This is a genomic window from Pseudomonas sp. G5001 (assembly GCF_013385475.1).
Lineage (GTDB): Bacteria > Pseudomonadota > Gammaproteobacteria > Pseudomonadales > Pseudomonadaceae > Aquipseudomonas.
On record NZ_JACAPZ010000007.1, the window covers coordinates 26,950 to 48,326 of the forward strand.

Annotated in this window: 22 protein-coding genes; 3 read left to right on the forward strand and 19 right to left on the reverse strand. The window is 61.9% G+C overall.

From position 1 onward, the window contains the following. Positions 1 to 161 precede the first annotated feature (161 nt). From HX805_RS06080 to ubiE, 9 genes are read right to left on the reverse strand one after another with little or no spacing between them, the layout of a single operon-like run. A complete protein-coding gene (locus HX805_RS06080) occupies positions 162 to 869 on the reverse strand; it encodes a 16S rRNA (uracil(1498)-N(3))-methyltransferase (protein WP_003209293.1) in 708 nt (235 codons plus the stop codon). After that, complete coding sequence (gene tatC, locus HX805_RS06085) at positions 866 to 1,657, reverse strand: twin-arginine translocase subunit TatC (protein ID WP_026078063.1); 792 nt, start codon at positions 1,655 to 1,657, stop codon at positions 866 to 868. Before tatC ends, HX805_RS06080 begins: the two co-directional genes overlap by 4 nt. After that, the gene (tatB, locus tag HX805_RS06090; RefSeq protein WP_003209296.1) at positions 1,654 to 2,100 is read right to left on the reverse strand and encodes a Sec-independent protein translocase protein TatB; all 447 of its coding nucleotides are present in this window, start codon (positions 2,098 to 2,100) and stop codon (positions 1,654 to 1,656) included. The genes tatC and tatB overlap by 4 nt, the downstream gene beginning before the upstream one ends. 10 nt (positions 2,101 to 2,110) lie before the next feature. Beyond that, a complete protein-coding gene (locus HX805_RS06095) occupies positions 2,111 to 2,389 on the reverse strand; it encodes a twin-arginine translocase TatA/TatE family subunit (RefSeq protein ID WP_003209298.1) in 279 nt (92 codons plus the stop codon). Between the two features lie 25 nt (positions 2,390 to 2,414). Next, positions 2,415 to 2,747, reverse strand: a complete 333-nt coding sequence (locus HX805_RS06100; RefSeq protein ID WP_008439273.1) for a phosphoribosyl-ATP diphosphatase — start codon at positions 2,745 to 2,747, stop codon at positions 2,415 to 2,417. A 2-nt stretch (positions 2,748 to 2,749) separates the two neighbouring features. Next, a complete protein-coding gene (gene hisI, locus HX805_RS06105) occupies positions 2,750 to 3,142 on the reverse strand; it encodes a phosphoribosyl-AMP cyclohydrolase (RefSeq protein WP_003209300.1) in 393 nt (130 codons plus the stop codon). A gap of 41 nt (positions 3,143 to 3,183) precedes the next feature. Further along, the gene (ubiB, locus tag HX805_RS06110; protein ID WP_003209302.1) at positions 3,184 to 4,788 is read right to left on the reverse strand and encodes a ubiquinone biosynthesis regulatory protein kinase UbiB; all 1,605 of its coding nucleotides are present in this window, start codon (positions 4,786 to 4,788) and stop codon (positions 3,184 to 3,186) included. Further along, positions 4,785 to 5,408 (reverse strand): SCP2 domain-containing protein, encoded by a 624-nt coding sequence (locus tag HX805_RS06115; RefSeq protein ID WP_003209304.1) that lies wholly within the window; start codon positions 5,406 to 5,408, stop codon positions 4,785 to 4,787. Before HX805_RS06115 ends, ubiB begins: the two co-directional genes overlap by 4 nt. Then, positions 5,408 to 6,178 carry a bifunctional demethylmenaquinone methyltransferase/2-methoxy-6-polyprenyl-1,4-benzoquinol methylase UbiE gene (gene ubiE / locus HX805_RS06120; protein ID WP_003209306.1) on the reverse strand — a complete coding sequence of 257 codons (771 nt, stop codon included), beginning with the start codon at positions 6,176 to 6,178 and terminating at the stop codon, positions 5,408 to 5,410. The genes HX805_RS06115 and ubiE overlap by 1 nt, the downstream gene beginning before the upstream one ends. Before the next feature lie 143 nt (positions 6,179 to 6,321). On the opposite strand from ubiE, the gene HX805_RS06125 reads away from it, so the two are divergent. The 3 genes from HX805_RS06125 to HX805_RS06135 all read left to right on the forward strand — a co-directional run bounded on the left by HX805_RS06125 (position 6,322) and on the right by HX805_RS06135 (position 8,148). Continuing rightward, positions 6,322 to 6,597, forward strand: coding sequence for a polyhydroxyalkanoic acid system family protein (locus HX805_RS06125; protein WP_177116698.1), 276 nt, complete (start codon positions 6,322 to 6,324; stop codon positions 6,595 to 6,597). 105 nt (positions 6,598 to 6,702) lie between these two features. Then, positions 6,703 to 7,125, forward strand: coding sequence for a phasin family protein (locus tag HX805_RS06130; protein ID WP_134325603.1), 423 nt, complete (start codon positions 6,703 to 6,705; stop codon positions 7,123 to 7,125). Positions 7,126 to 7,137: 12 nt separating this feature from the next. Further along, positions 7,138 to 8,148 carry a phasin family protein gene (locus HX805_RS06135; RefSeq protein ID WP_102367937.1) on the forward strand — a complete coding sequence of 337 codons (1,011 nt, stop codon included), beginning with the start codon at positions 7,138 to 7,140 and terminating at the stop codon, positions 8,146 to 8,148. Positions 8,149 to 8,319: 171 nt separating this feature from the next. On the opposite strand, the gene HX805_RS06140 is transcribed toward HX805_RS06135, so the two are convergent. The 10 genes from HX805_RS06140 to HX805_RS06185 all read right to left on the reverse strand — a co-directional run bounded on the left by HX805_RS06140 (position 8,320) and on the right by HX805_RS06185 (position 21,300). Then, the gene (locus tag HX805_RS06140) at positions 8,320 to 8,940 is read right to left on the reverse strand and encodes a TetR/AcrR family transcriptional regulator (protein ID WP_008439270.1); all 621 of its coding nucleotides are present in this window, start codon (positions 8,938 to 8,940) and stop codon (positions 8,320 to 8,322) included. 27 nt (positions 8,941 to 8,967) lie between these two features. Next, positions 8,968 to 10,650, reverse strand: coding sequence for a class II poly(R)-hydroxyalkanoic acid synthase (phaC, locus tag HX805_RS06145; protein WP_177116699.1), 1,683 nt, complete (start codon positions 10,648 to 10,650; stop codon positions 8,968 to 8,970). A 101-nt stretch (positions 10,651 to 10,751) separates the two neighbouring features. Next, a complete protein-coding gene (gene phaZ, locus HX805_RS06150; RefSeq protein WP_003209316.1) occupies positions 10,752 to 11,597 on the reverse strand; it encodes a poly(3-hydroxyalkanoate) depolymerase in 846 nt (281 codons plus the stop codon). A 174-nt stretch (positions 11,598 to 11,771) separates the two neighbouring features. Next, complete coding sequence (phaC, locus tag HX805_RS06155) at positions 11,772 to 13,451, reverse strand: class II poly(R)-hydroxyalkanoic acid synthase (protein WP_003209318.1); 1,680 nt, start codon at positions 13,449 to 13,451, stop codon at positions 11,772 to 11,774. A gap of 249 nt (positions 13,452 to 13,700) precedes the next feature. Further along, the gene (locus tag HX805_RS06160) at positions 13,701 to 14,078 is read right to left on the reverse strand and encodes a gamma-butyrobetaine hydroxylase-like domain-containing protein (RefSeq protein WP_177116700.1); all 378 of its coding nucleotides are present in this window, start codon (positions 14,076 to 14,078) and stop codon (positions 13,701 to 13,703) included. Positions 14,079 to 14,240: 162 nt separating this feature from the next. Beyond that, positions 14,241 to 15,578, reverse strand: coding sequence for an ATP-dependent protease ATPase subunit HslU (hslU, locus tag HX805_RS06165; RefSeq protein WP_008439258.1), 1,338 nt, complete (start codon positions 15,576 to 15,578; stop codon positions 14,241 to 14,243). A gap of 38 nt (positions 15,579 to 15,616) precedes the next feature. After that, a complete protein-coding gene (gene hslV, locus HX805_RS06170) occupies positions 15,617 to 16,147 on the reverse strand; it encodes an ATP-dependent protease subunit HslV (RefSeq protein WP_003209323.1) in 531 nt (176 codons plus the stop codon). Between the two features lie 256 nt (positions 16,148 to 16,403). Then, entirely contained in the window at positions 16,404 to 17,108 is a 705-nt protein-coding gene (locus HX805_RS06175; RefSeq protein WP_003209324.1) for an SPOR domain-containing protein, read from the reverse strand. Between the two features lies 1 nt (position 17,109). Beyond that, complete coding sequence (gene argS, locus HX805_RS06180) at positions 17,110 to 18,846, reverse strand: arginine--tRNA ligase (protein ID WP_177116701.1); 1,737 nt, start codon at positions 18,844 to 18,846, stop codon at positions 17,110 to 17,112. Between the two features lie 234 nt (positions 18,847 to 19,080). Further along, entirely contained in the window at positions 19,081 to 21,300 is a 2,220-nt protein-coding gene (locus HX805_RS06185; protein ID WP_177116702.1) for a primosomal protein N', read from the reverse strand. Between the last annotated feature and the right edge of the window lie 77 nt (positions 21,301 to 21,377).

Sequence of the window (21,377 nt, forward strand, 5' to 3'; positions counted from 1 at the left end):
AACAAGGCTTGGACTTATTCAGAGCGTATCGGCAGATTCGGATGTTTCTGTAGGAGCGAGCTTGCTCGCGAAGGTCGTCAACGATAACGCGGGCATTCTGAGTGAGCGCGGTGTCCTTGAGTTTTTCGCGAGCAAGCTCGCTCCTACAGGAGAGGGCGGTGTTAGAAAAGGCGGGCGAGCAATGCGGTGACGGCGGTTTCGACTCTCAGGATGCGCGCGCCGAGTTGCACCGGCTGCAACCCGGCCTTGGCCAGCAGGTCCACCTCGTAGGGAATCCAGCCGCCTTCCGGCCCGATCGCCAGGGTGACCGGCTCATCCAGCCCGCGAGGGCAGGGCGGATAGTCGCCAGGGTGACCAATCAGGCCGAGGGTGCCTTGCGCCATGGCGGGCAGGCGGTCTTCGACGAATGGCTTGAAGCGCTTTTCGATCACGATCTCGGGCAGCACCGTGTCCCGGGCCTGTTCCAGGCCGAGGATCAATTGCTCGCGAATCGCTTCCGGCTCCAGGAACGGCGTCTGCCAGAAGCTCTTTTCCACGCGATAGCTGTTCACCAGCACCACCCGCGGCACGCCCATGGACGCCACGGTTTGCAGCACCCGGCGGAGCATTTTCGGACGGGGCAGGGCCAGCAGCAGGGTCAGGGGCAGTTTGGCCGGTGGCGGCTGGTCGAAGGTCACTTCCAGTTCGGCTTCCCGGGCTTCCAGGCGCAGCAACTGCGCGTTGCCCATCAACCCGCCAATCCGTCCGACCCGCAGGCTGTCGCCTACGGCGGCACGGTGGACTTCCTGCATATGCACCAGGCGCCGATCACGCAGCACCACCCGGTCGGCCGCGATAAAGTCGGCCTCCTCAAGCAGCAGCAGGTTCACGGCTGGGTCGCTGGCGGCTGGTCGTCGTCGGCGGGTTGGTCATCGGGGTGATCGCCACGCTTGCTCACCAGGCTGCCAAACAGGATGCCAATCTCGAACAGCATCCACATGGGTACGGCCAGCAGGGTCTGGGAGAAGATGTCCGGCGGGGTCAGGATCATGCCGACCACGAAGCAGCCGATGATCACGTACGGGCGGATCTTCTTCAGGTATTTGACGTCGACCACGCCGATCCACACCAGCAGCACCACGGCCACCGGGATTTCGAAGGCCACGCCAAAGGCGAAGAACAGCGTCATCACGAAGTCGAGGTAGCTGGTGATGTCGGTCATCATTTCCACACCGGCCGGGGTGGCGGCGGCGAAGAACTTGAAGATCAGCGGGAACACCAGGAAGTAGGCAAAGGCCATCCCGGTGTAGAACAGCAGGATGCTCGACACCAGCAGCGGCACGGCGATGCGTTTTTCATGCTTGTACAGGCCCGGCGCGATAAAGCCCCAGATCTGATGCAGGATCACCGGGATCGCCAGGAACAGCGAAACCATCATCGTCAGCTTCAACGGCGTGAGGAACGGTGACGACACGTCGGTGGCGATCATCGTCGCGCCAGCCGGCAAGTAGTCGCGCAGCGGCGTGGAGACGAAGGTGTAGATCTGCTGGGTGAAGGCAAACAGCCCGGCAAAGATGATGAAGATCGCCGCGACACAGCGCAGCAGGCGGGTGCGCAACTCGGTGAGGTGCGAGACCAGTGGCATGTGCTGGTCGGTTTCCGGTTTATCAGCGCTCATGGGGCTCGCGGCGGCAATGTAGGGTCGTGGGGCGCGGGCGACACGGCAGGTGTCGGCGCGGGTTCGGTCGGGGTCACGGGCGCAGTGGGCGCAGGCTCGACGGCGTGCACGGGTTCAGCGACCGGTGCAGGCGCGGGTGCGGCGGGCGGAGCAATCGAATGCTCGGCCACAGGCTCGACCGGCTTGGGCGTTTCCTGCACCGGTGAGAGAATCTTCCGTGCCTCCTGCTCCAACGACAGAATGTGTTCGTTGTGCAGTTGCCGGCGAATCTCGTCGGCGCCGATTTCCCGTTCAACTTCCTGTTTGATGGCGTTGAAACTGCGTTTCAGGCGCCCGATCCACAGGCCGGCCGTGCGCGCGGCACCGGGCAGGCGTTCCGGCCCCAGTACCAGCAGGGCCACGAGGCCGACGAGCAGCAGTTCAGAGAAGCTGATACCAAACATTATTCAGTACTCACGAGTCTTTTTGGTTCTGCTCTTTGACGTGCTCGGCCTGCACGTCGAAGGTGCGACGTTCAGTGATCGGCTGAGTGGCCTGCGGGTGTACAGGCTGCGCCGGTGGCACCGGATTGACGGCCGGGTCGGCAGGCTTTTCGTCGTCGTTCATGGCCTTGCGAAAGCCCTTGATCGATTCACCGACGTCGGTGCCGAGGTTTTTCAGTTTCTTGGTGCCGAACACCAGCACAACGACCACAAGAATGACGATCCAGTGTTTCCAGTCAAAAATGCCCATGCTGCAATTCCTCTGTAAAAGTTGGTCAGACGGACGGGCGCGAGGCCTTTTCGGCATGCCCGGACAAGCCGAAGCGACGGTCCAGTTCATCAAGCACTGCCTGTGGATGCTGCCCCAGTTGGGCGAGCATGACCAGACTGTGGAACCACAAGTCGGCAGTTTCGTAGATCACGTCGCTGCAGTCGCCGCTGATTTGCGCGTCCTTGGCCGCAATAATCGTCTCGACGGATTCTTCGCCGAGTTTTTCCAGGATCTTGTTCAGACCCTTGTGGTACAGGCTGGCGACGTAGGAGCTGTCGGCGTCCGCGCCTTTGCGGTCTTCCAGCACCTGGGCCACACGGTTGAGGGTATCGCTCATGTTCAGTGTCCTGCCGAATAGATAGCGTGCGGGTCTTTGAGCACGGGCTCGACGGTCTTCCACTCGCCGTTCTGGAACACGCGGTAGAAGCAGCTGTGACGGCCGGTGTGACAGGCGATATCGCCGATCTGCTCGACCTTGAGGATCACCACATCGGCATCGCAGTCGATGCGCATCTCATGCAGGGTTTGCACGTGCCCGGACTCTTCGCCCTTGCGCCACAGTTTGCCACGGGAACGTGACCAGTAGATGGCGCGGTTCTCGGCGGCGGTCAGGCTCAGGGCCTCGCGGTTCATCCAGGCCATCATCAGCACGCGCCCGGTCTTGTAGTCCTGGGCAATGGCCGGCACCAGGCCGTCACTGTCCCACTTGATCTCGTCCAGCCAGTCTTTCATTTTCGGCTCCGGCAATTTGCGACAGTGTATAACCGGATTGGCTATCGACGCACGATCAGATACACGCCCACCGCGACCATGATGCCGGCCGGCCAGTGGCCCAGTTCATTCAGCGGCCCGCCAGCGGCCAGTATCGTACCGCCCACCAGGTGCGCGGCGCCCAGTAGGCGCAGGAACCAGTCGTCCTTGCGCTTGTGCCACGGCGGTGCCGGGTCCTTGGCGTGGGGCTGGGACATGCGCTCCAGCAGGTCGCGGGTCATGTTGGCCAGGTGCGGCAGTTGCTCGACCTGGCTTTGCAGGTTGCCCAGCAGGGTTTTCGGGCTGATACGGTCCCGCATCCAGCGCTCGAGGAACGGCTGGGCGGTGTTCCACAGGTCGAGGTCCGGGTACAGCTGACGGCCCAGGCCTTCGATGTTCAGCAGGGTCTTTTGCAACAGTACCAACTGCGGCTGCACTTCCATATTGAAGCGCCGCGCCGTCTGGAACAGACGCATCAGCACCTGACCGAAGGAAATATCCTTTAACGGTTTTTCAAAGATCGGCTCGCACACAGTGCGGATCGCCGCTTCGAATTCGTTGAGCTTGGTTTCGGCCGGCACCCAGCCCGAATCGATGTGCAACTGCGCCACGCGGCGGTAGTCACGCTTGAAGAAAGCGAACAGGTTGCGCGCCAGGTAATCCTGGTCTTCCGGGGTCAGGCTGCCGACGATGCCGCAGTCGATCGCAATGTACTGCGGGCTCCACGGGTTCACGGTGCTGACGAAAATGTTGCCGGGGTGCATGTCGGCGTGGAAGAAGCTGTCGCGGAACACCTGGGTGAAGAAAATCTCCACGCCGCGCTCGGCAAGCATCTTCATGTCGGTGCGCTGGTCGGCCAGGGTCGCCAGGTCGGTGACCTGCACGCCGTAGATGCGTTCCATCACCAGCACTTTCGGGCGGCACCAGTCCCAATAGACTTGCGGCACGTACAGCAGCTGCGAGCCTTCGAAGTTGCGCTTGAGCTGGCTGGCATTGGCCGCTTCGCGCAGCAGGTCGAGTTCGTCGTAGATGGTTTTTTCGTAGTCCAGCACCACGTCCACCGGGTGCAGCAGGCGTGCATCGGCAGAAAAGCGCTCGGCGGCGCGGGCAAGGATGAACAGCCACGCCAGGTCCTGGCCGATGATCGGCTTGAGGCCCGGGCGGATCACCTTCACCACCACTTCTTCGCCGCTTTTCAGTTGCGCGGCATGCACCTGGGCCACCGAGGCCGAGGCCAGCGGCGCGATGTCGAAGCGGCTGAAGACTTCGCTGATCTTCTTGCCCAGCTGTTCTTCAATCAGCGTGACTGCCAGTTGCGAGTCGAACGGCGGCACGCGGTCCTGCAACAGCATCAGTTCGTCGGCGATGTCTTCGGGCAACAGGTCGCGGCGGGTGGAGAGGATCTGCCCGAACTTGATGAAGATCGGCCCCAGGTCCTGCAACGCCAGGCGCAGGCGCGCGCCACGGCTCAGCTCGAGGGTCTTGCGCGGGAACCAGCGCCACGGCAGCACATAGCGCACCGCCAGCAGAAACCACGGCAGCGGCAGGGCGAACAGCAGGTCATCGAGGCGGTAGCGGATTACGACGCGCTGGATACGAAACAAACGGCGGACGGCGAGCAGCTTCATGCGTTATCGCTTGAATCAAGGGAGCGGCTCAGGCGCTCGAAGCGCGCCTCAAGTCGTTCCAGGTCGAGTTTGGCCTGGTCGAGTTCGCGAAAGCGCGCTTCCGCTTCCCGTTGTCCGACCAGGGTGCGCGATTCTTCGCTCAGGTATTCGGCGAGGTTCTGGTTCAGGCTGGCGAAACCCTGCTGGTACCAGCGCGTGCGGCTGCGCAGATGACCGCTGATCAGTTGGGTGGCCACCGGGCCGAGCCAGCGTGACAGCTCGTATTCCCAGTCCAGTTCCAGGTCTTGCAGCACGGCGGCCAGGTCCATCAGCACCGCGCTGTCGCCTTCAAGTTCCACGTCCGGGCCGTGGAGGATCGCCGTCTTGTCCCGGCTCAGGGCCAGGCGCAGCAGGCTTGAGCCGGAAGCACGCAGGGTGCAGTCGGCGTCGGCGGCCCAGTGGGACGCCAGCAACAGGCCTTCATCGCTTGGCAGGATAAACAGCTGCAAGGCGGGGCTGGTGCAGTCGACGGCGATGATCCTGCCGTTCAGGTGCGCCAGCCGTGCCAGGGCGGTGCTGTCCAGGCGCAGTACACGGTTGAGGCCGTGTTCGACGCTGGCGAGAAGGCCTGCGAACAGCATCAGGGCTTGATGCCGCGGTGCAGGGCGACGATGCCCGAGGTCATGTTGTGGTAGGTCACGCGGTCGAAACCGGCCTCTACCATCATCGACTTCAGGGTTTCCTGGTTCGGGTGCATGCGGATCGATTCGGCCAGGTAGCGGTAGCTTTCGGCGTCATTGGTGATCAGCTTGCCCATCAACGGCATGAAGGCGAACGAGTAGGTGTCGTAGACCTTGGACATCAGTGCGTTGGTCGGCTTGGAGAACTCCAGCACCAGCAGGCGACCGCCGGGCTTGAGTACGCGCAGCATCGAGCGCAGTGCGTCTTCCTTGTGGGTCACGTTACGCAGGCCGAAGGCGATGGTCACGCAGTCGAAGTGGTTGTCCGGGAACGGCAGCTTTTCAGCGTCGGCCTGGACGAACTCGATATTGCCCGCCACACCTTTGTCCAGCAGGCGATCACGACCGACCTTAAGCATCGAGCCGTTGATGTCGGCCAGTACCACCTGCCCGGTGGGGCCCACCAGCTTGGAGAACTTGGCGGCCAGGTCGCCCGTGCCGCCTGCGATATCCAGCACACGGTTGCCGGTGCGTACACCCGACAACTCAATGGTGAAGCGCTTCCACAGACGGTGCATGCCGCCGGAGAGCACGTCGTTCATCAAGTCGTACTTGGCGGCGACCGAGTGGAACACCTCGGCGACTTTTTCCGCTTTCTGGCTTTCCGGGACGTTCTTGAAGCCGAAGTGAGTGGTGGGTTCGGCATCGCTGCCTTTGCGCTGATCAGTCATATCGCTGTCACCAAAAGAGAATGGGGGCATTCTAATCCCCAAGGCATGCTTTGTCTTGGCAAGGCTGAAGGTAAGATAGGTGGTCACCGAGACCTTTTGCCGCATGGCGGGTCGACAAGTCTCTATAACGAGGAGTCATTCAAATGGCCCGTATACAGGTTGAACGTGCCCACACACTGGGCAAAGACGCTGCCCGAGTAAAAGCCGACAAGTTGGCGAGCAAACTCAAGGAGCAATATGGCCTGGAGTCTTCCTGGGCCGGCGACACACTGAACCTCAAACGTTCGGGCGTTAAAGGCACCGTGAAAGTGGCGGAAGATTCCCTGCGGATTGAAGTCGAACTGGGCCTGTTGATGTCGGCCATGAGTGGCACCATCAAGTCCGAAATCGAGAAGGCACTGGATAAAGCCCTGGCCTGATTTGCGACCTTCTTAGGGTGCCGATTCTAATTTTTCTGCCTACTTTGTGCCCAAGCCCCCAACTTCTGTGGGCAGTTCCTCCCCCCTTTATGCGTGAGGTGCACCATGGCCAAAGTTATTTTGAAGAAAAAAATTGCTACCGGAACTAACGCCCTGACTGACGTTAAATCCTATGCCCGCAAGATCTGGCTGGCCGGTTTGGGGGCTTACGCCAAGGTCGGAAGCGAGGGCGCCGAGTACTTCAAAGAGCTGGTTAAGACTGGTCAACATGTTGAAACTAAAGGCAAAAAAGTTGTGATTGAACAACTTGATGCAGCCAACAGTCAGATTGATCAAGTCAAGAGCGAAGTCTTCGGCGTCAAAGGTCGAGTCGAAGTGCAACTGGATAAAGTTGAAAGCGCTTTTGATAGTCGTGTTGGAAGTGCCTTGAATCGGATCGGCATTCCGTCTAAACATGACGTGGAGACACTCTCTGCTAAGCTCGATGAGCTGACGGCATTGCTCGAACGTGTCGCGCGTAAACACTAAGGAGACAACGGGATGGCTGGTAAAAAGACTACTGATAAAGAAGGCAGCTCGTGGATCGGGGAAGTTGAAAAATACTCCCGCAAGATCTGGCTGGCCGGTTTAGGCGTGTACTCGAAGGTGAGCAGTGACGGCGGTAAATACTTCGAGACTTTGGTTAAAGACGGCGAGAAGGCCGAGAAGTTGACCAAGAGCACAGTGGGTAAACAAGTCGATGCGGCAAAGGCTTCCGCCGGTTCTGCCAAATCACGTATCAGCGACAAGTGGGGCGAACTGGAAGGGGCTTTTGACAAGCGCCTGAACAGTGCCATTTCGCGACTGGGCGTACCTAGCCGTACTGAAGTGAAAGCGCTGCACAGCAAGGTCGATACCTTGACCAGGCAAATCGAAAAACTCACCGGCCTCAAAGCTGCGCCAGTTGCGGCTAAAACTGCAGCGGCTAAACCGGCTGCCAAGCCTGCGGCGAAAACTGCAGCGGCCAAGCCTGCTGCTAAAACCGCCGCTAAACCGCTGGTCAAGGCCGCCGCCAAACCGGCAGCCAAGCCCGCCGCCAAGGCGCCGGCCAAAGCTGCTGCAAAACCGGCTGCCAAGCCTGCGGCGAAAACCGCAGCGGCTAAACCGGCCGCCAAGCCTGCCGCTAAACCAGTGGCCGCTAAAGCAGCTGCAAAACCTGCGGCGAAACCTGCAGCCAAGCCGGCAGCAAAAGCAGCAGCCAAGCCAGCGGCGAAAACCGCTGCCGCCAAACCTGCTGCTGCCAAGCCAGCCGCTGCGAAACCTGCAGCCAAGCCGGTTGCTGCCAAACCCGCCGCCAAGCCTGCGGCTGCAAAACCTGCAGCGGCCAAGCCAGCTGCAAAACCGGCTGCGGCGAAGAAGCCTGCCGTAGCCAAAAAGCCAGCAGCGCCGAAGCCAGCGGTAGCGGCCAAGCCTGCAACTGCAGCGCCGGCGACCAACTCGGTCACGCCACCGACGCCTGCTGCTACCCCGACTGCAACGCCGGCAAGCCCGACGCCTACCAGTCAGTCCTGATTTTTACGGGACACATAAAAACGCCCGGCCTGCGAAGGTCGGGCGTTTTTTATGGAATCTACAGAACAACACAAATCCAATGTGGGAGCGGGCTTGCTCGCGAAAGCGGTGGATCAGTCACACATGTATTGACTGACACTCCGCTTTCGCGAGCAAGCCCGCTCCCACATTTTAGTCCGCGTCGTCCAGGTAGCGCAGCGCCAACCTCTCTGTCGCCAGCCTCGCCGGCATCAGCAGATGCGGGGCCACCAGCATCATGATCTGGTACACCACCACCCGCACCTCACCTGCTCGGTCGAGAATCCGCTGGTAGTCCAGGGAAAACAGCAAGGTCATGGTGATCTGTTCCACCAACTGCCCCAGCGCCTGGGTTTCACTGACCAGTTGCCCATCCGTCTTGAGGCGGGCCAGCAACGAGGCCAGCGTGCGCTTGAGCGCCGTCAGCAGGTTGCGGATGCCCTTGGCCAGTTTCGGCAAGCGGCCCGCCAGGTTCGACAGGTCCTGGAACAGAAACCGATAGTGCGCCATGCGCTCCACGATCAGGTGCAGGAACAGCCAGTAATCCTCGGCCGCCAGTTGTGCGTCTTCCGGCGGATCGAGCAACGGCGCCAATTCGTTTTGAAAGCGCTCGAACAGACCGAGCACCAACGGTTCCTTGCCATGGAAGTGGTAATAGAGATTGCCGGGGCTGATCCCCATTTCATTGGCCACCTCCATGGTCGACACGTTCGGCTCGCCCTTGTGGTTGAACAACTGCAAGGCACATTCAAGGATACGGTCGCGGGTCTTCATCCAGTCTTCTTAAAGTCGTCGTGGGGCTCAGCGGACTCGCACATAGGTGCCCGGCGCCGCTTCCATCGGTGGGTAATTCTGGTTGCCCAGGGCGGTCAGTGTTTCGCGCTGCACACCGGAGCGCTGCTGGATCCACGCCAGCCAGTTGGGCCACCAGCTGCCCTCGACATGATTGGCGTCGTAGTACCAGGCGCGCGGGTCGCTGCTCAGCTTGAGGTTCTCGACGTAGTTGGCCTTGGGGTTGCCCGGCGGGTTGAGGATGCTCTGGACATGCCCGCTGTTGGACAGAATGAAGCGCTTGTCGCCGCCCAGCAGCTGGGTGGAGCGGTACACCGCGTCCCACGGCGTGATGTGGTCGTTGATGCCGCCCACGCTGAAGCTGTCCACCGTGACCTTCTGCAAGTCGACAGGCGTGCCGCACACCTCCAGGCCGCCGGGGTGGCTCAGCGGGTTGTGCTTGAAGAAGTCCAGCAAGTCGCCATGCAGCGCGGCGGGCAGGCGGGTGTTGTCGTTGTTCCAGTACAGGATGTCGAAGGCCGGCGGTTCCTTGCCCAGCAGGTAATTGTTGATCCAGTAGTTCCAGATCAGGTCGTTGGGACGCATCCAGGCGAATACCTTGGCCATGTCCCGGCCGTCGAGTACGCCTTGTTGGTAGGAGCGGCGCTTGGCGGCTTCCAGCGTCTGTTCGTCGGCGAACAGGGTGGCGGGGCTGTCGATCTGGCTGTCCAGCAGGCTCACCAGGTAGCTGGCGCTGGAGATGCGGCGCAGCTGGCGCTTGGCCTGCAGATGGCCTTGCAGCGCGGCGATGGTCAGGCCACCGGCGCAGGCGCCCATCAGGTTGACCTCACGGGCGCCGGTGATTGCGCGGGTTACGTTCAGCGCTTCTTCCAAAGCCGCAACGTAGGTGGACAAGCCCCATTCGCGGTGGCGTACATCCGGGTTGCGCCAGCTGACCATAAACACTTGCAGGCCATTTTTCAGGGCGAACTGGACGAAGCTGTTGTTCGGGCTCAGGTCGAAAATGTAGTACTTGTTGATTTGCGGCGGCACCACCAGCAGCGGCTTGGCGTACTGTTTTTCGCTCATGGGCTTGTACTGGATCAGCTCCAGCAGTTCATTGCGAAACACCACCGAACCGGGTGTGGTGGCCACCGTCTTGCCGACTTCAAAGGCCTGCTTGGTGACCTGGCGCGGCAAGCCGTTGTTGTGCAGCAGGTCGTCGAACAGGTTGCTGACGCCACGCACCACGCTGTTGCCGCCGGAGTTGAGCAGCTCCTTGATCGCCAGCGGGTTGAGCAGGGTGTTGGATGGCGACACCGCATCGTTGAGCAGGGCAAAGGCAAAGTGCGCCCGGGCCCGGTCGTCGGCGCTGAGGTTGCTGTCGTCGATCCAGTGGCGGGTCTGTTTTTGCCAGCTCAGGTAGGCTTGCAGGCTGCGCCGATAAAACGGGTTGAGCTGCCAGGTCGGGTCGGCGAAGCGGTTGTCCTTCGGGTTCGGCTCGTGCACAGTTTCCCCGAGCAGCACGCGGCCCAATTGCCCGCCCAACTTCAAGGCGTGGCGGGCGGTGTGCACCGGATTGCGCAGGCCGTGTGCGGCGACGCTGCGCAGGGTCGAGAGCAAATCCCGGCCGCGCAGGCCGGTGATCGCACTTTCAATATTGATGAACGCGGCGGGTGTGGGCACCGGGTTCGATACGGGTCTTTCTCGCATGCGCCAACACTCCTTCGTCAAGCCATCAACAAGCACGCCAATTCAGAACCATAGTCGGTTCTGGCCAAGTTGCGCGGCGCGGTCGTCCTGACCGCCGCCGTCTAAAGTGCGGGTTGCGGGTGAATCACCGCCCTCAGGCGTTCCTCCTGGAGAAACTTCATGATGATCGGCGCCACGGCCTCGGCCCGGGTAATCAGGAACAGATGGCCGTCGTCGATGATGTGCAATTGGGCGTTGGGAATGCGCCAGGCCAGCATGCGCATGTTGATCAGCGGGATCAGCGGGTCGTCGTCGCCGGCCAGCACCAGGGTCGGCTGCTTGATCTTGTGCAGCCAGTGGATGCTGGTCCAGCCAAGCCCGGCGAACAGTTGCCAGTAGTAACCCAGCTTGCCCGCCGAACGCACTTTGCTCGCGTGTTCGGCGGCCAGTTTCGAATCCCGACGGAAGGAGCCGCCGTAGATCATCGGTGCAATGCGCACCACGTGGGACGGTTGGATATAACGCCGGGGGCTGGCCATCAGCCACAAGACCTTCGGCTTGCCCGGCACCATGAAGGCACCGGCGGCGGTGGCGGCCAGAATCAGCTTCTTGCAGCGTTCCGGATAGTCATAGGCGAACTGCTGCGCCAGCGCGCCGCCCCAGGAAACGCCCACCGCGTTGACCTGGCCATAGTCCAGGTAGTCGAGCATGCGCGCGGTGAGTTTGGCCAGGCCGGGAAAGCGATAAGGCCGGCTGGGGGTCGACGATCCGCCGACGCCTGGCACATCAAAGGCAATCACTTCCAGGTCCGGGTCCAGGGCCTGGACGAACGGAAACACCAGCTCAAGGTTGGCGCCGATGCCGTTGAAAATCAGCAGCGGCGTCAAGTGAGGCTTGCCCGGGCGTACCGCCGTGCGGATGGCTTGGCCATCCAGGTCGATGGTACGGAAGATGAACGGTTGCGGCATGGGCTTACCCTGCAAAATGGCGCGCTATTCCCTGTCGGAACTCGGTCAGTGTGGGAGCGGGCTTGCTCGCGAAGGCGGTGAATCCGTCTCTAGATGCATCAACTGACACACCCCCTTCGCGAGCAAGCCCGCTCCCACAGTTGATACCGTTCCAGTCACAAAAGTGTGTGTGCTTTATCGTTCATGTACATAAGTGCCCGGCGCCGCTTCCGCCGCTGCATAAGTCTTGTTGCCCAGGTTCGCAGGCGCCTTCTTCAACTTGCCCGACCGCTCCGCCTGCCACGCCTGCCAATGCAACCACCACGAATCGGTGTGCTTGGTGGCGTTCTCCTGCCAGTCCAGGGCCTTGCCCGGCATCGTATCGCTGGTCTGGTAACGCGATTTGGGATTGCCCGGCGGGTTCAGAATGCTCTGGATATGCCCGCTGCTGGACAGCACAAACTCCACCTTGCCGCCAAACAGCTGCGCCGACTTGTAGCAGGACTGCCACGGTGTGATGTGGTCGTTGGTGCCGGCCAAAGAATAAATATCGGCAGTGACCTGCTTCAGGTCGATCGGCGTGCCGCACACTTCCAGGGCATTGGCGCGCACCAAGGGATTGTTCTTGAACAGTTCGATCAGGTCGCCATGGAACGCGGCCGGCAAGCGGGTGGTGTCGTTGTTCCAGAACAGGATGTCGAACACCGGTGGCTCGTTGCCCAGCAGGTAGTTGTTGACCCAGTAGTTCCAGATCAGGTCATTGGGGCGCATCCAGGCAAACACCTTGGCCATGTCGCGGCCTTCCAGCACACCGGCCTGGTAGGAATGGCGCTTGGCCGCTTCCAGGGTCTGTTCGTCGACGAACAACGCCACCTGGGTGTCCAGGGTGGTGTCCAGCACGCTCACCAACAGGGTCAGGGCGTTGACCTTCTTCTCGCCCAGCGCCGCGTAGTGGCCCAGCAGGGCGGTGCAGGTGATGCCGCCGGAGCAGGCGCCGAGCATGTTGATGTCCTTGCTGCCGGTGATCGCGCTCACCACATCGACCGCTTCTTTCAGCGCCTCGATGTAGGTCGACAGGCCCCACTCGCGCTGGGCCTTGGTCGGGTTGCGCCAACTGACGATAAACGTCTGCTGGTTATTGCGCAGGCAGAAGCGCGCCAGGCTCTTGTCCGGGCTCAGGTCGAATACATAGAACTTGTTGATCTGCGGCGGCACCACCAGCAGCGGGCGTTCGTGCACCTGCTCGGTGATCGGCCGGTACTGGATCAGTTCCAGCACATCGTTGCGAAACACCACGGCGCCTTCGGTGGTGCCCAGGCTCTTGCCCACTTCAAAGGCGCCCATGTTGACCTGGCTCGGCATGCCGCCGTTGTGCACCATGTCCTTGGCCAGGTGGGACAGGCCATCCAGCAGGCTCTTGCCGCCGGTTTCAAAGAAGCGTTTGACCGCCGCCGGGTTGGCCGCGCTGTTGGTGGGCGCCATGGCCTCGGTCATCAGGTTGATGACGAAGTGGCCGCGGCTGATGTCGTGTTCCGACAGGTTGCTGTCACCGATCCAGTCGTGCAGCTCCTTGCGCCACGCCAGGTAGGTTTGCAGGTAACGTTTGTAGAGCGGGTTCTGGGTCCACGCCGGGTCGTTGAAACGACGGTCGTCGGCCTCGGGTGTCAGCTGTGATTTGCCGAACACCACGTTCTTCAATTCGACGCCGAAATGGGCGACATGCTTGACGCTGTGCAACGGTTGTTTGATGGCCTGGGTCAGCACCATCCGAGCGGATGCCAGTAAATCCTTTTTCCGTAACGCGATGATCGGGTTCAGCCCCAGGGTGTTTTCCGAGGCCTGGCGTTTCAAGTCATCGTTGTTCTTGTTACTCATCTACGACGCTCCATTGTCCGACAGACGAGTACCGGGTACCGCTGTGTACCACTACTTGCCACACAGCACAGCCTGGTACTACTGCTCGGGTGACCGTTAATACCGCATCGTCAAATGCAGGGAACTTGCCAGTTCCATTGGTTACCCGAGTTTAATTTTTTTCGCAAGCGGGCCAATCGTTGGCCACGACAGAGGGGCATTCAAGCAGATGGAATTAGAAAATGCCCACTAATGAGCAAGAGGCCTGGGCTAGAGCATCAGCCGCACGACCGACTGGCTCGGGTCGCGGGTTTTTCCGGCGGCTTTCAGCTCGGCAAGATAGTCAGCCCACAGCGCGTCCTGACGCACGGCAAGTTGATAGAGGTAGTCCCAGGTGAACAATCCGCTGTCATGGCCATCGTCGAAGGTCAATTTCAGTGCGTATTGGCCGGCGGGTTCGAGCTTGGTCAAGCCGACATTGAGCTTGCCGAATTGCAGGATCGGTTTGCCGTGGCCCTGGACCTCGGCGGAGGGGGAGTGCACGCGAAGGAATTCGGCGGGCAGTTGATACACCTCGTCGGGACCGTAGGTGAGGCCCAGGGTCTTGGAGGCTTTGTGCAGGTTGATGGCGGTAGGCAGTTTGGTCATTTGGGGAACCGCTCAGAGATGATCCTGAAGGAACCGGCTTTAAACTGTGGGAGCGGGCTTGCTCGCGAATGCGGTGGGTCAGTTCATGCAATTGTGACTGACCCACCGCATTCGCGAGCAAGCCCGCTCCCACATTAAAGCAGAGCGGTTCCTGCGTGAGGCTTACAGGATATAACGAGACAGATCTTCGTTCTGCGCCAATTCACCCAGGTGGCTGTTGACGTAGTCGGCGTCGATCTTGATTGCTTCGCCATTCTGCGCACCCGCCATGTCGCCGGCACTGAAGGACACTTCCTCCAGCAGGCGCTCAAGCAGGGTGTGCAAGCGACGGGCACCGATGTTCTCGGTCTTCTCGTTGACCTGCCAGGCAATCTCCGCCAAACGCTTGATACCGTCCGGCAGGAACTCAATCCCCAGGCCTTCGGTTTTCAGCAGCTCGCGGTATTGCTCGGTCAGCGACGCGTGGGGCTCGCTGAGGATGCGTTCGAAGTCGCCCGGCGTCAGCGCTTTCAGTTCAACGCGAATCGGCAGGCGGCCTTGCAGCTCCGGCACCAGGTCGCTTGGCTTGCTCAGGTGGAACGCACCGGACGCGATAAACAGGATGTGGTCGGTCTTGACCATGCCCAGCTTGGTGTTGACGGTGCAGCCTTCGATCAGCGGCAGCAGGTCGCGCTGCACGCCTTCGCGGGACACGTCGACGCCGCCGGAATTGCCGCGCTTGGCCACCTTGTCGATCTCGTCGATAAACACGATGCCGTGCTGCTCGACCGCTTCCAGGGCCTTGGCCTTGAGTTCTTCCTCATTCACCAGGCGCCCGGCTTCTTCGTCACGCACCAGTTTCAGCGCTTCCTTCACCTTGAGCTTGCGGCTTTTCTTCTTGCCCTTGCCCATGTTGGCGAACAGGTTCTGCAACTGGCTGGTCATTTCTTCCATGCCAGGCGGTGCGGAGATGTCGACGCCGGACACTTCGGCGACTTCGATCTCGATTTCCTTGTCGTCCAGCTGGCCTTCACGCAGGCGCTTGCGGAACAGCTGGCGGGTGTTGGAATCCGAGCTCGGTGCGGCGTCTTCGTTGAAGCCCATGCGTGCCGGTGGCAGCAGGGCGTCGAGGATGCGTTCTTCGGCGGCGTCTTCGGCGCGATGGCTGACCTTGGTCATTTCCTGTTCGCGCAGCAGCTTCAGGGCCGCGTCGGCCAGGTCACGAATGATCGACTCGACGTCACGGCCCACGTAGCCCACTTCGGTGAACTTGGTGGCTTCGACCTTGATGAACGGAGCATTGGCCAGCTTGGCCAGGCGCCGGGCGATCTCGGTTTTACCGACACCGGTCGGGCCGATCATCAGGATGTTCTTGGGGGTTACTTCAACGCGCAATTCTTCGGGCAGTTGCATCCGGCGCCAGCGGTTACGCAGGGCGATGGCAACGGCGCGCTTGGCATCGTCCTGGCCGATGATATGGCGATTGAGTTCATGGACGATTTCGCGGGGAGTCATGGACATAGTAATTGGCGGTCCTCAAGCGGGAATAAGCCTGCGGCTTATTCGGCGAGGTCCTGCTCCTCAATGGTCAGGTTGTGGTTGGTGAAGACACAGATGTCGCCAGCGATACCCAGGGCAGTCTCGACGATTTCCCGGGCCGACAGGTCGGTTTTCTTCAGCAGGGCGCTGGCCGCCGCTTGTGCGTAGCCGCCGCCGGAGCCCATGGCGATCAGGCCTTCTTCGGGTTCAACCACGTCGCCGTTGCCGGTGATGATCAGCGAGGCGTCTTTGTTGGCGACGGCCAGCATGGCTTCCAGGCGGCTGAGTGAGCGATCGGTGCGCCATTCTTTGGCGAGCTCGACGGCGGCACGGACCAGATGGCCCTGGTGCTTCTCAAGTTGGCCTTCAAAGCGCTCGAACAGGGTAAAGGCGTCAGCGGTGGCGCCGGCGAAACCGGCGAGGACCTGGCCGTGGTACAGGCGACGGACTTTTTTCGCGTTGCCTTTCATCACGGTATTGCCAAGTGAAACCTGGCCGTCGCCGCCCATGACGACTTTGCCGTGGCGGCGAACTGAAACGATGGTGGTCAAGGGGAGAGTCTCCACGCTGCGGGGCGAAAATGCCCTGATGGAACTCATATGGGGGTGGCGGGGGGGATTTCAACTGTAGGACGGGAGGGCGGACGAGTGGTGTTTATGTGTCGGACCCGGTCCTGAGGGCGATGAAAATCAAATGTGGGAGCGGGCTTGCTCGCGAATGCGGTGTGTCAGTCACCTAAAATATTGACTGATCTACCGCATTCGCGAGCAAGCCCGCTCCCACATTAACCCGATGCTGTTTCCGGAATCAGCGGCTCTGGCGTTGTTGTAACAACAGGTTGCTAAACCCGGCGCCGGCCAGTTGCTTCTGCGCCACGGTCAGCTGTTCACGGTTGCTGAACGGCCCCACCAGCACGCGATACCAGGTCGCATCCTTAACCGTCCCGGACTCCACCGTCACCGCCTGCCCCAGCAAAATAATCTGCGCGCGTACCCGGTCCGCATCCGCCTGTTTCGGGAACGAGCCCGCCTGCAGGAAGAACTTGGTCACGGGCGCGGCCTTGGTGGTGGCGACCGGCGGCGGTGGCGGCGGGGTAATTCCGGCCAGCGCAGCCTGGGCCCGGGCCGTGTCGATCTTCGCTGCTTCCGCCGGGGTAACCGGCGTAGTCGGCACCGGCTGCGGCGTCGGCAGGGTTTTCTCCGGCACGGCGTCCGGCGGCACGATCACTTCCGATTCCGGCAGCAGCGTGTAGAAGTCGTATTTCGGCTTCACCGGCGCAGTCGGGCTAGGCGGTGTCTTGTTCGCCTCGGCCATTTTCGTGGCCTTCTGCTGTTCTTGCTTGACCCGTTTGACGTCATCGCCCTTGCCCGGGTCGAGCTTCATCAGGAACACCACAAACGCGCCGACCGTCAGGCCGATGGCCATCCACAACCAGCCCGGAATAGGCTTCTTCGCCGGTGCCTGGTAGCGGCTGGCGCCGCGCTTGGGTGCAGGTTTTTTCTTGGCAGCCAACTTACATACGCTCCAGAGTTTCCAGGCCCAACAATTCCAGGCCTTGCTTGAGGGTCCGTCCTGCCAGTGCGGCGAGGCGCAGGCGGCTCTGCTTTTGGGCTTCGTCGTCTGCGGTCAGGATCGGGCAGTTCTCGTAGAAGCTGGAGAACAAACCGGCGACTTCGTACAAATAGGTGCAGAGGATGTGCGGTGTGCCTTTTTCGCCGACGCTATTCAGCACTTCGCCGAATTGCGCCAGTTTGGCGGCCAGTTCCTGCTCGTGTGGCGCCTCAAGGTTGATCTGGCCTTCGACTTCGCTGAAGTCCTTGCCGAGCTTGCGGAACACACCGGCCGCCCGCGTGTAGGCATACAGCAGGTACGGCGCAGTGTTGCCTTCGAAGTTGAGCATCAGTTCGAAGTTGAAGCTGTAGTCGCTGGTGCGGTGCTTGGACAGGTCGGCGTATTTCACCGCGCCAATCCCCACGACGCGGGCGATGTTGCGCAGGTCGGCTTCGGCCAGCTCCGGGTTCTTTTCCTTCACCAGGTTGTAGGCGCGGTCCTGGGCTTCGTTCAGCAGGTCGATCAGCTTCACGGTGCCGCCGTCACGGGTCTTGAACGGGCGGCCATCGGCGCCGTTCATGGTGCCGAAGCCCATGTGTTCCATCTGCATCGGGTGGGTCACGAAACCGGCGCGGCGCGCCACTTCGAACACTTGCTGGAAGTGCAGGGCCTGGCGCTGGTCAACGAAATACAGGGCACGGTCGGCTTTCAGCACGCCGCTGCGGTAGCGCACGGCGGCGAGGTCGGTGGTGGCGTAGAGGTAGCCGCCATCGGCCTTGACGATGATCACCGGCAGCGGGTCGCCGTCGGCGGTCTTGAATTCTTCGAGGAACACGCACTGCGCGCCGTTGCTTTCAACCAGCAGGCCCTTGGCCTTGAGGTCGTTGACCACGTTGATCAGGTCGTCGTTGTAGGCGCTTTCGCCCATCACGTCGGCCATGGTCAATTTGACGTTGAGCAGCTCGTAGATTTCCTGGCAGTGGGACAGCGAGATCTCGCGGAAGCGGCCCCACAGTTCCAGGCATTCGGCATCGCCGGCTTGCAGCTTGACCACCAGGCCACGGGCGCGGTCGGCGAATTCTTCGGATTCGTCGAAACGCTTCTTGGCGGCGCGGTAGAAGTTCTCCAGGTCCGACAGCTCGTTGCTGGTGATCGGGTTTTCCTGCAGATAGGCCATCAACATGCCGAACTGGGTACCCCAGTCGCCCACGTGGTTCTGGCGGATCACGTCGTCGCCGAGGAACTCCAGGACCCGCGCCACGCCGTCGCCAATGATGGTGGAGCGCAGGTGGCCCACGTGCATTTCCTTGGCCAGGTTCGGTGCCGACAGGTCGATGGCCACGCGCTGTGCCGGGCCGGCCTTGCGCACGCCGATTTTCGCGTCGGCCAGGGCCGCGTCCAGGCGCGAAGCCAGGGCCTGGGTGTTCTGGAAGAAGTTGATGAAGCCTGGGCCGGCGATTTCAGCCTTGGTTACCTGCGGGTCGGCCGGCAGCGCGGCGATGATTTTTTCCGCCAGGTCGCGCGGCTTCAGGCCGGCCGGCTTGGCCAGCATCATCGCGATGTTGCTGGCGAAATCACCGTGGGTCTTGTCGCGGGTATTTTCCACCTGGATCGCCGGCGTCAGGCCTTCAGGCAACACACCTTCGTTGACGAGTTGGGTGAGGGCTTGTTGGATCAGCTGGCGAATGGTGTCTTTCATGGTGTTCTCTTTCGACCGCAAGCGGTGGCGCGCGATGCGCAGGTGGAAAAACTGGGCATTATCCGTGGCGAGGGCGGGCTTGCCAACCTTCGCGGGACCTTGACGGACGATTAACCTGTGGCGAGGGAGCTTGCTCTGGCGAGGGAGCTTGCTCCCGCTGGAGTGCGTAGCGCTCCCGGCTTTTTTGGGGCTGCTACGCAGCCCAGCGGGAGCAAGCTCCCTCGCCACAGGGGGTTAGTACAAATCTACCGGGTCTACGTCCAACGACCATCTCACTTGTCGCCCGCTGGGCATTTGCTCCAGCGCAAGTAACCAGCTGCTTAATAAACGATGCAGCGGCGCGCGGGCGCTGGCTTGCAAAAGTAGCTGGGCGCGGTAACGCCCGGCGCGGCGTTCCATCGGTGCTGGCACCGGGCCCAATAGCTCGATGCCGGTCAGACCCAGTTCCCCCAGCAAACGTTCAGCCTCGCTGCACGCTTCATCCAGGAAACCTTCGGCCTGCCCCGGCTTGTGCGCTTCGGCCCGCAGCAGCGCCAGATGCGTAAACGGTGGCAGACCTGCCGAGCGTCGCTCGCTCAAGGCCTGTTCGGCGAAGGCAAAGTAGCCTTGTTCTGTCAGTTGAATCAGCAGCGGGTGGTCGGCCAGGTGCGTCTGGATGATCACCTTGCCCGGCTCTTCGGCCCGCCCGGCCCGGCCTGCGACCTGCACGATCAACTGCGCCATGCGCTCGCTGGCGCGAAAATCCCCGGAGAACAGCCCGCCGTCGGCATCCAGGATCGACACCAGGGTCACCCGTGGGAAGTGATGCCCTTTGGCAAGCATCTGCGTGCCCACCAGAATGCACGGCTGGCCCTTCTGGATCGTGGCGAACAACTGATTCATCGCGTCCTTGCGCGAGGTGCTGTCGCGGTCGACCCGCAGCACCGGGTAATCCGGGAACAGGATGCCCAGTCGTTCTTCGGCGCGCTCGGTGCCCGCGCCCACCGGTCGCAAGTCGACTTTGCCGCACTGCGGGCAGTGCCGCGGCACCCGCTCCACATGGCCGCAGTGATGGCAGCGCAACTCGCCGGAGCGCTGGTGCACGGTCATTCGCGCATCGCAGCGATTGCACTCGGACATCCAGCCGCAGTCGTGGCACAGCAGCGTCGGCGCAAAACCCCGGCGGTTGAGGAACACCAGCACTTGCTGGCCCGCCGCGAGGGTTTGCCCGATGGCTTGCTGCATCGGCCCGGAAATGCCGCTGTCCAGCGGGCGACTTTTTACATCCAGGCGCAGGAAGCGTGGCTGCTTGGCGCCGCCGGCCCGCTCATTGAGACGCAGCAGGCCGTAGCGCCCGGTGTAGGCGTTGTGCAGGCTTTCCAGGGAAGGCGTGGCCGAGCCCAGCACAATCGGGATGTTTTCCTGGCGGGCGCGCACCAGCGCCAGGTCGCGGGCGTGGTAGCGCAGGCCTTCCTGCTGTTTATAGGAGCCGTCGTGTTCTTCGTCGATGATGATCAGCCCGGGATTTTTCATCGGGGTGAACAGCGCCGAACGGGTGCCGATAATAATGTCGGCCTCGCCGTCCCGGGCGGCGAGCCAGGATTCCAGGCGCTCGCGGTCGTTGACCGCCGAGTGCACCAGGGCGATGCGCGCGTTGAAACGCTGCTCGAAACGCGCCAGGGTTTGCGGGCCGAGGTTGATCTCGGGGATCAGCACCAGTGCCTGTTTGCCGGCTTCGAGGGTTTCGCGGATCAGTTGCAAATAGACTTCGGTCTTGCCGCTGCCGGTGACGCCCGCCAGCAGGAACGCGTGGAAACTGTCGAAACCGGCGCGAATCGCTTCATAGGCGGCACGTTGTTCGGGGTTGAGCGGCAGTTCCGGCTGGGCCAGCCAGTGTTCGTGGCGCTCGCCGGGGGCGTGCTTGCGGATCTCCACCTGCACCAGGCCCTTGGCCAGCAGCAAGTCCAGGCTGTCCTTGCTCAGCATCAGCTTGCTTAAAAGCTGATGGGCGACGCCGTGGGGATGCTGGGCCAGGGTTGCCAGGGCTTCACGCTGGCGCGGGGCGCGGGCGATGCGCGGGTCGTCCATGTGCGCCCCCGGGACCATCGACCAGAAACGCTCCTGGCGCGCCTCGGCCAGTTCGCCCTGGCGCAACAGCACCGGCAGCGCCCAGCTCAGGGTGTCGCCGAGGCTGTGCTGGTAATACTGCGAGGTCCACAGGCACAGCTTGAACAGCGCGGGCGGCAGCGGCGGCGTGCTGTCGAGGATGGCCACGGCCGGCTTGAGCTTCTCGGCGGGCACTTCGCTGTGATCGGCGACTTCCACCAGGATGCCGATCATCTCCCGCCGGCCAAACGGTACCCGTACGCGCATGCCGGGCTGCAACTGCGACCGCAATACGCCGGCAGGGGCCCGATAATCGAACAGGCGGCGCAGGGGCGAGGGCAGGGCGAGGCGCAAAATGGCGTCGGGCACGCGGGGGTTCTCATATGACGGGCGGCGAAGAAGGGCGGGAGCCTAGCAGACCAGCGGTGGATGTGGGAGCCGGGCTT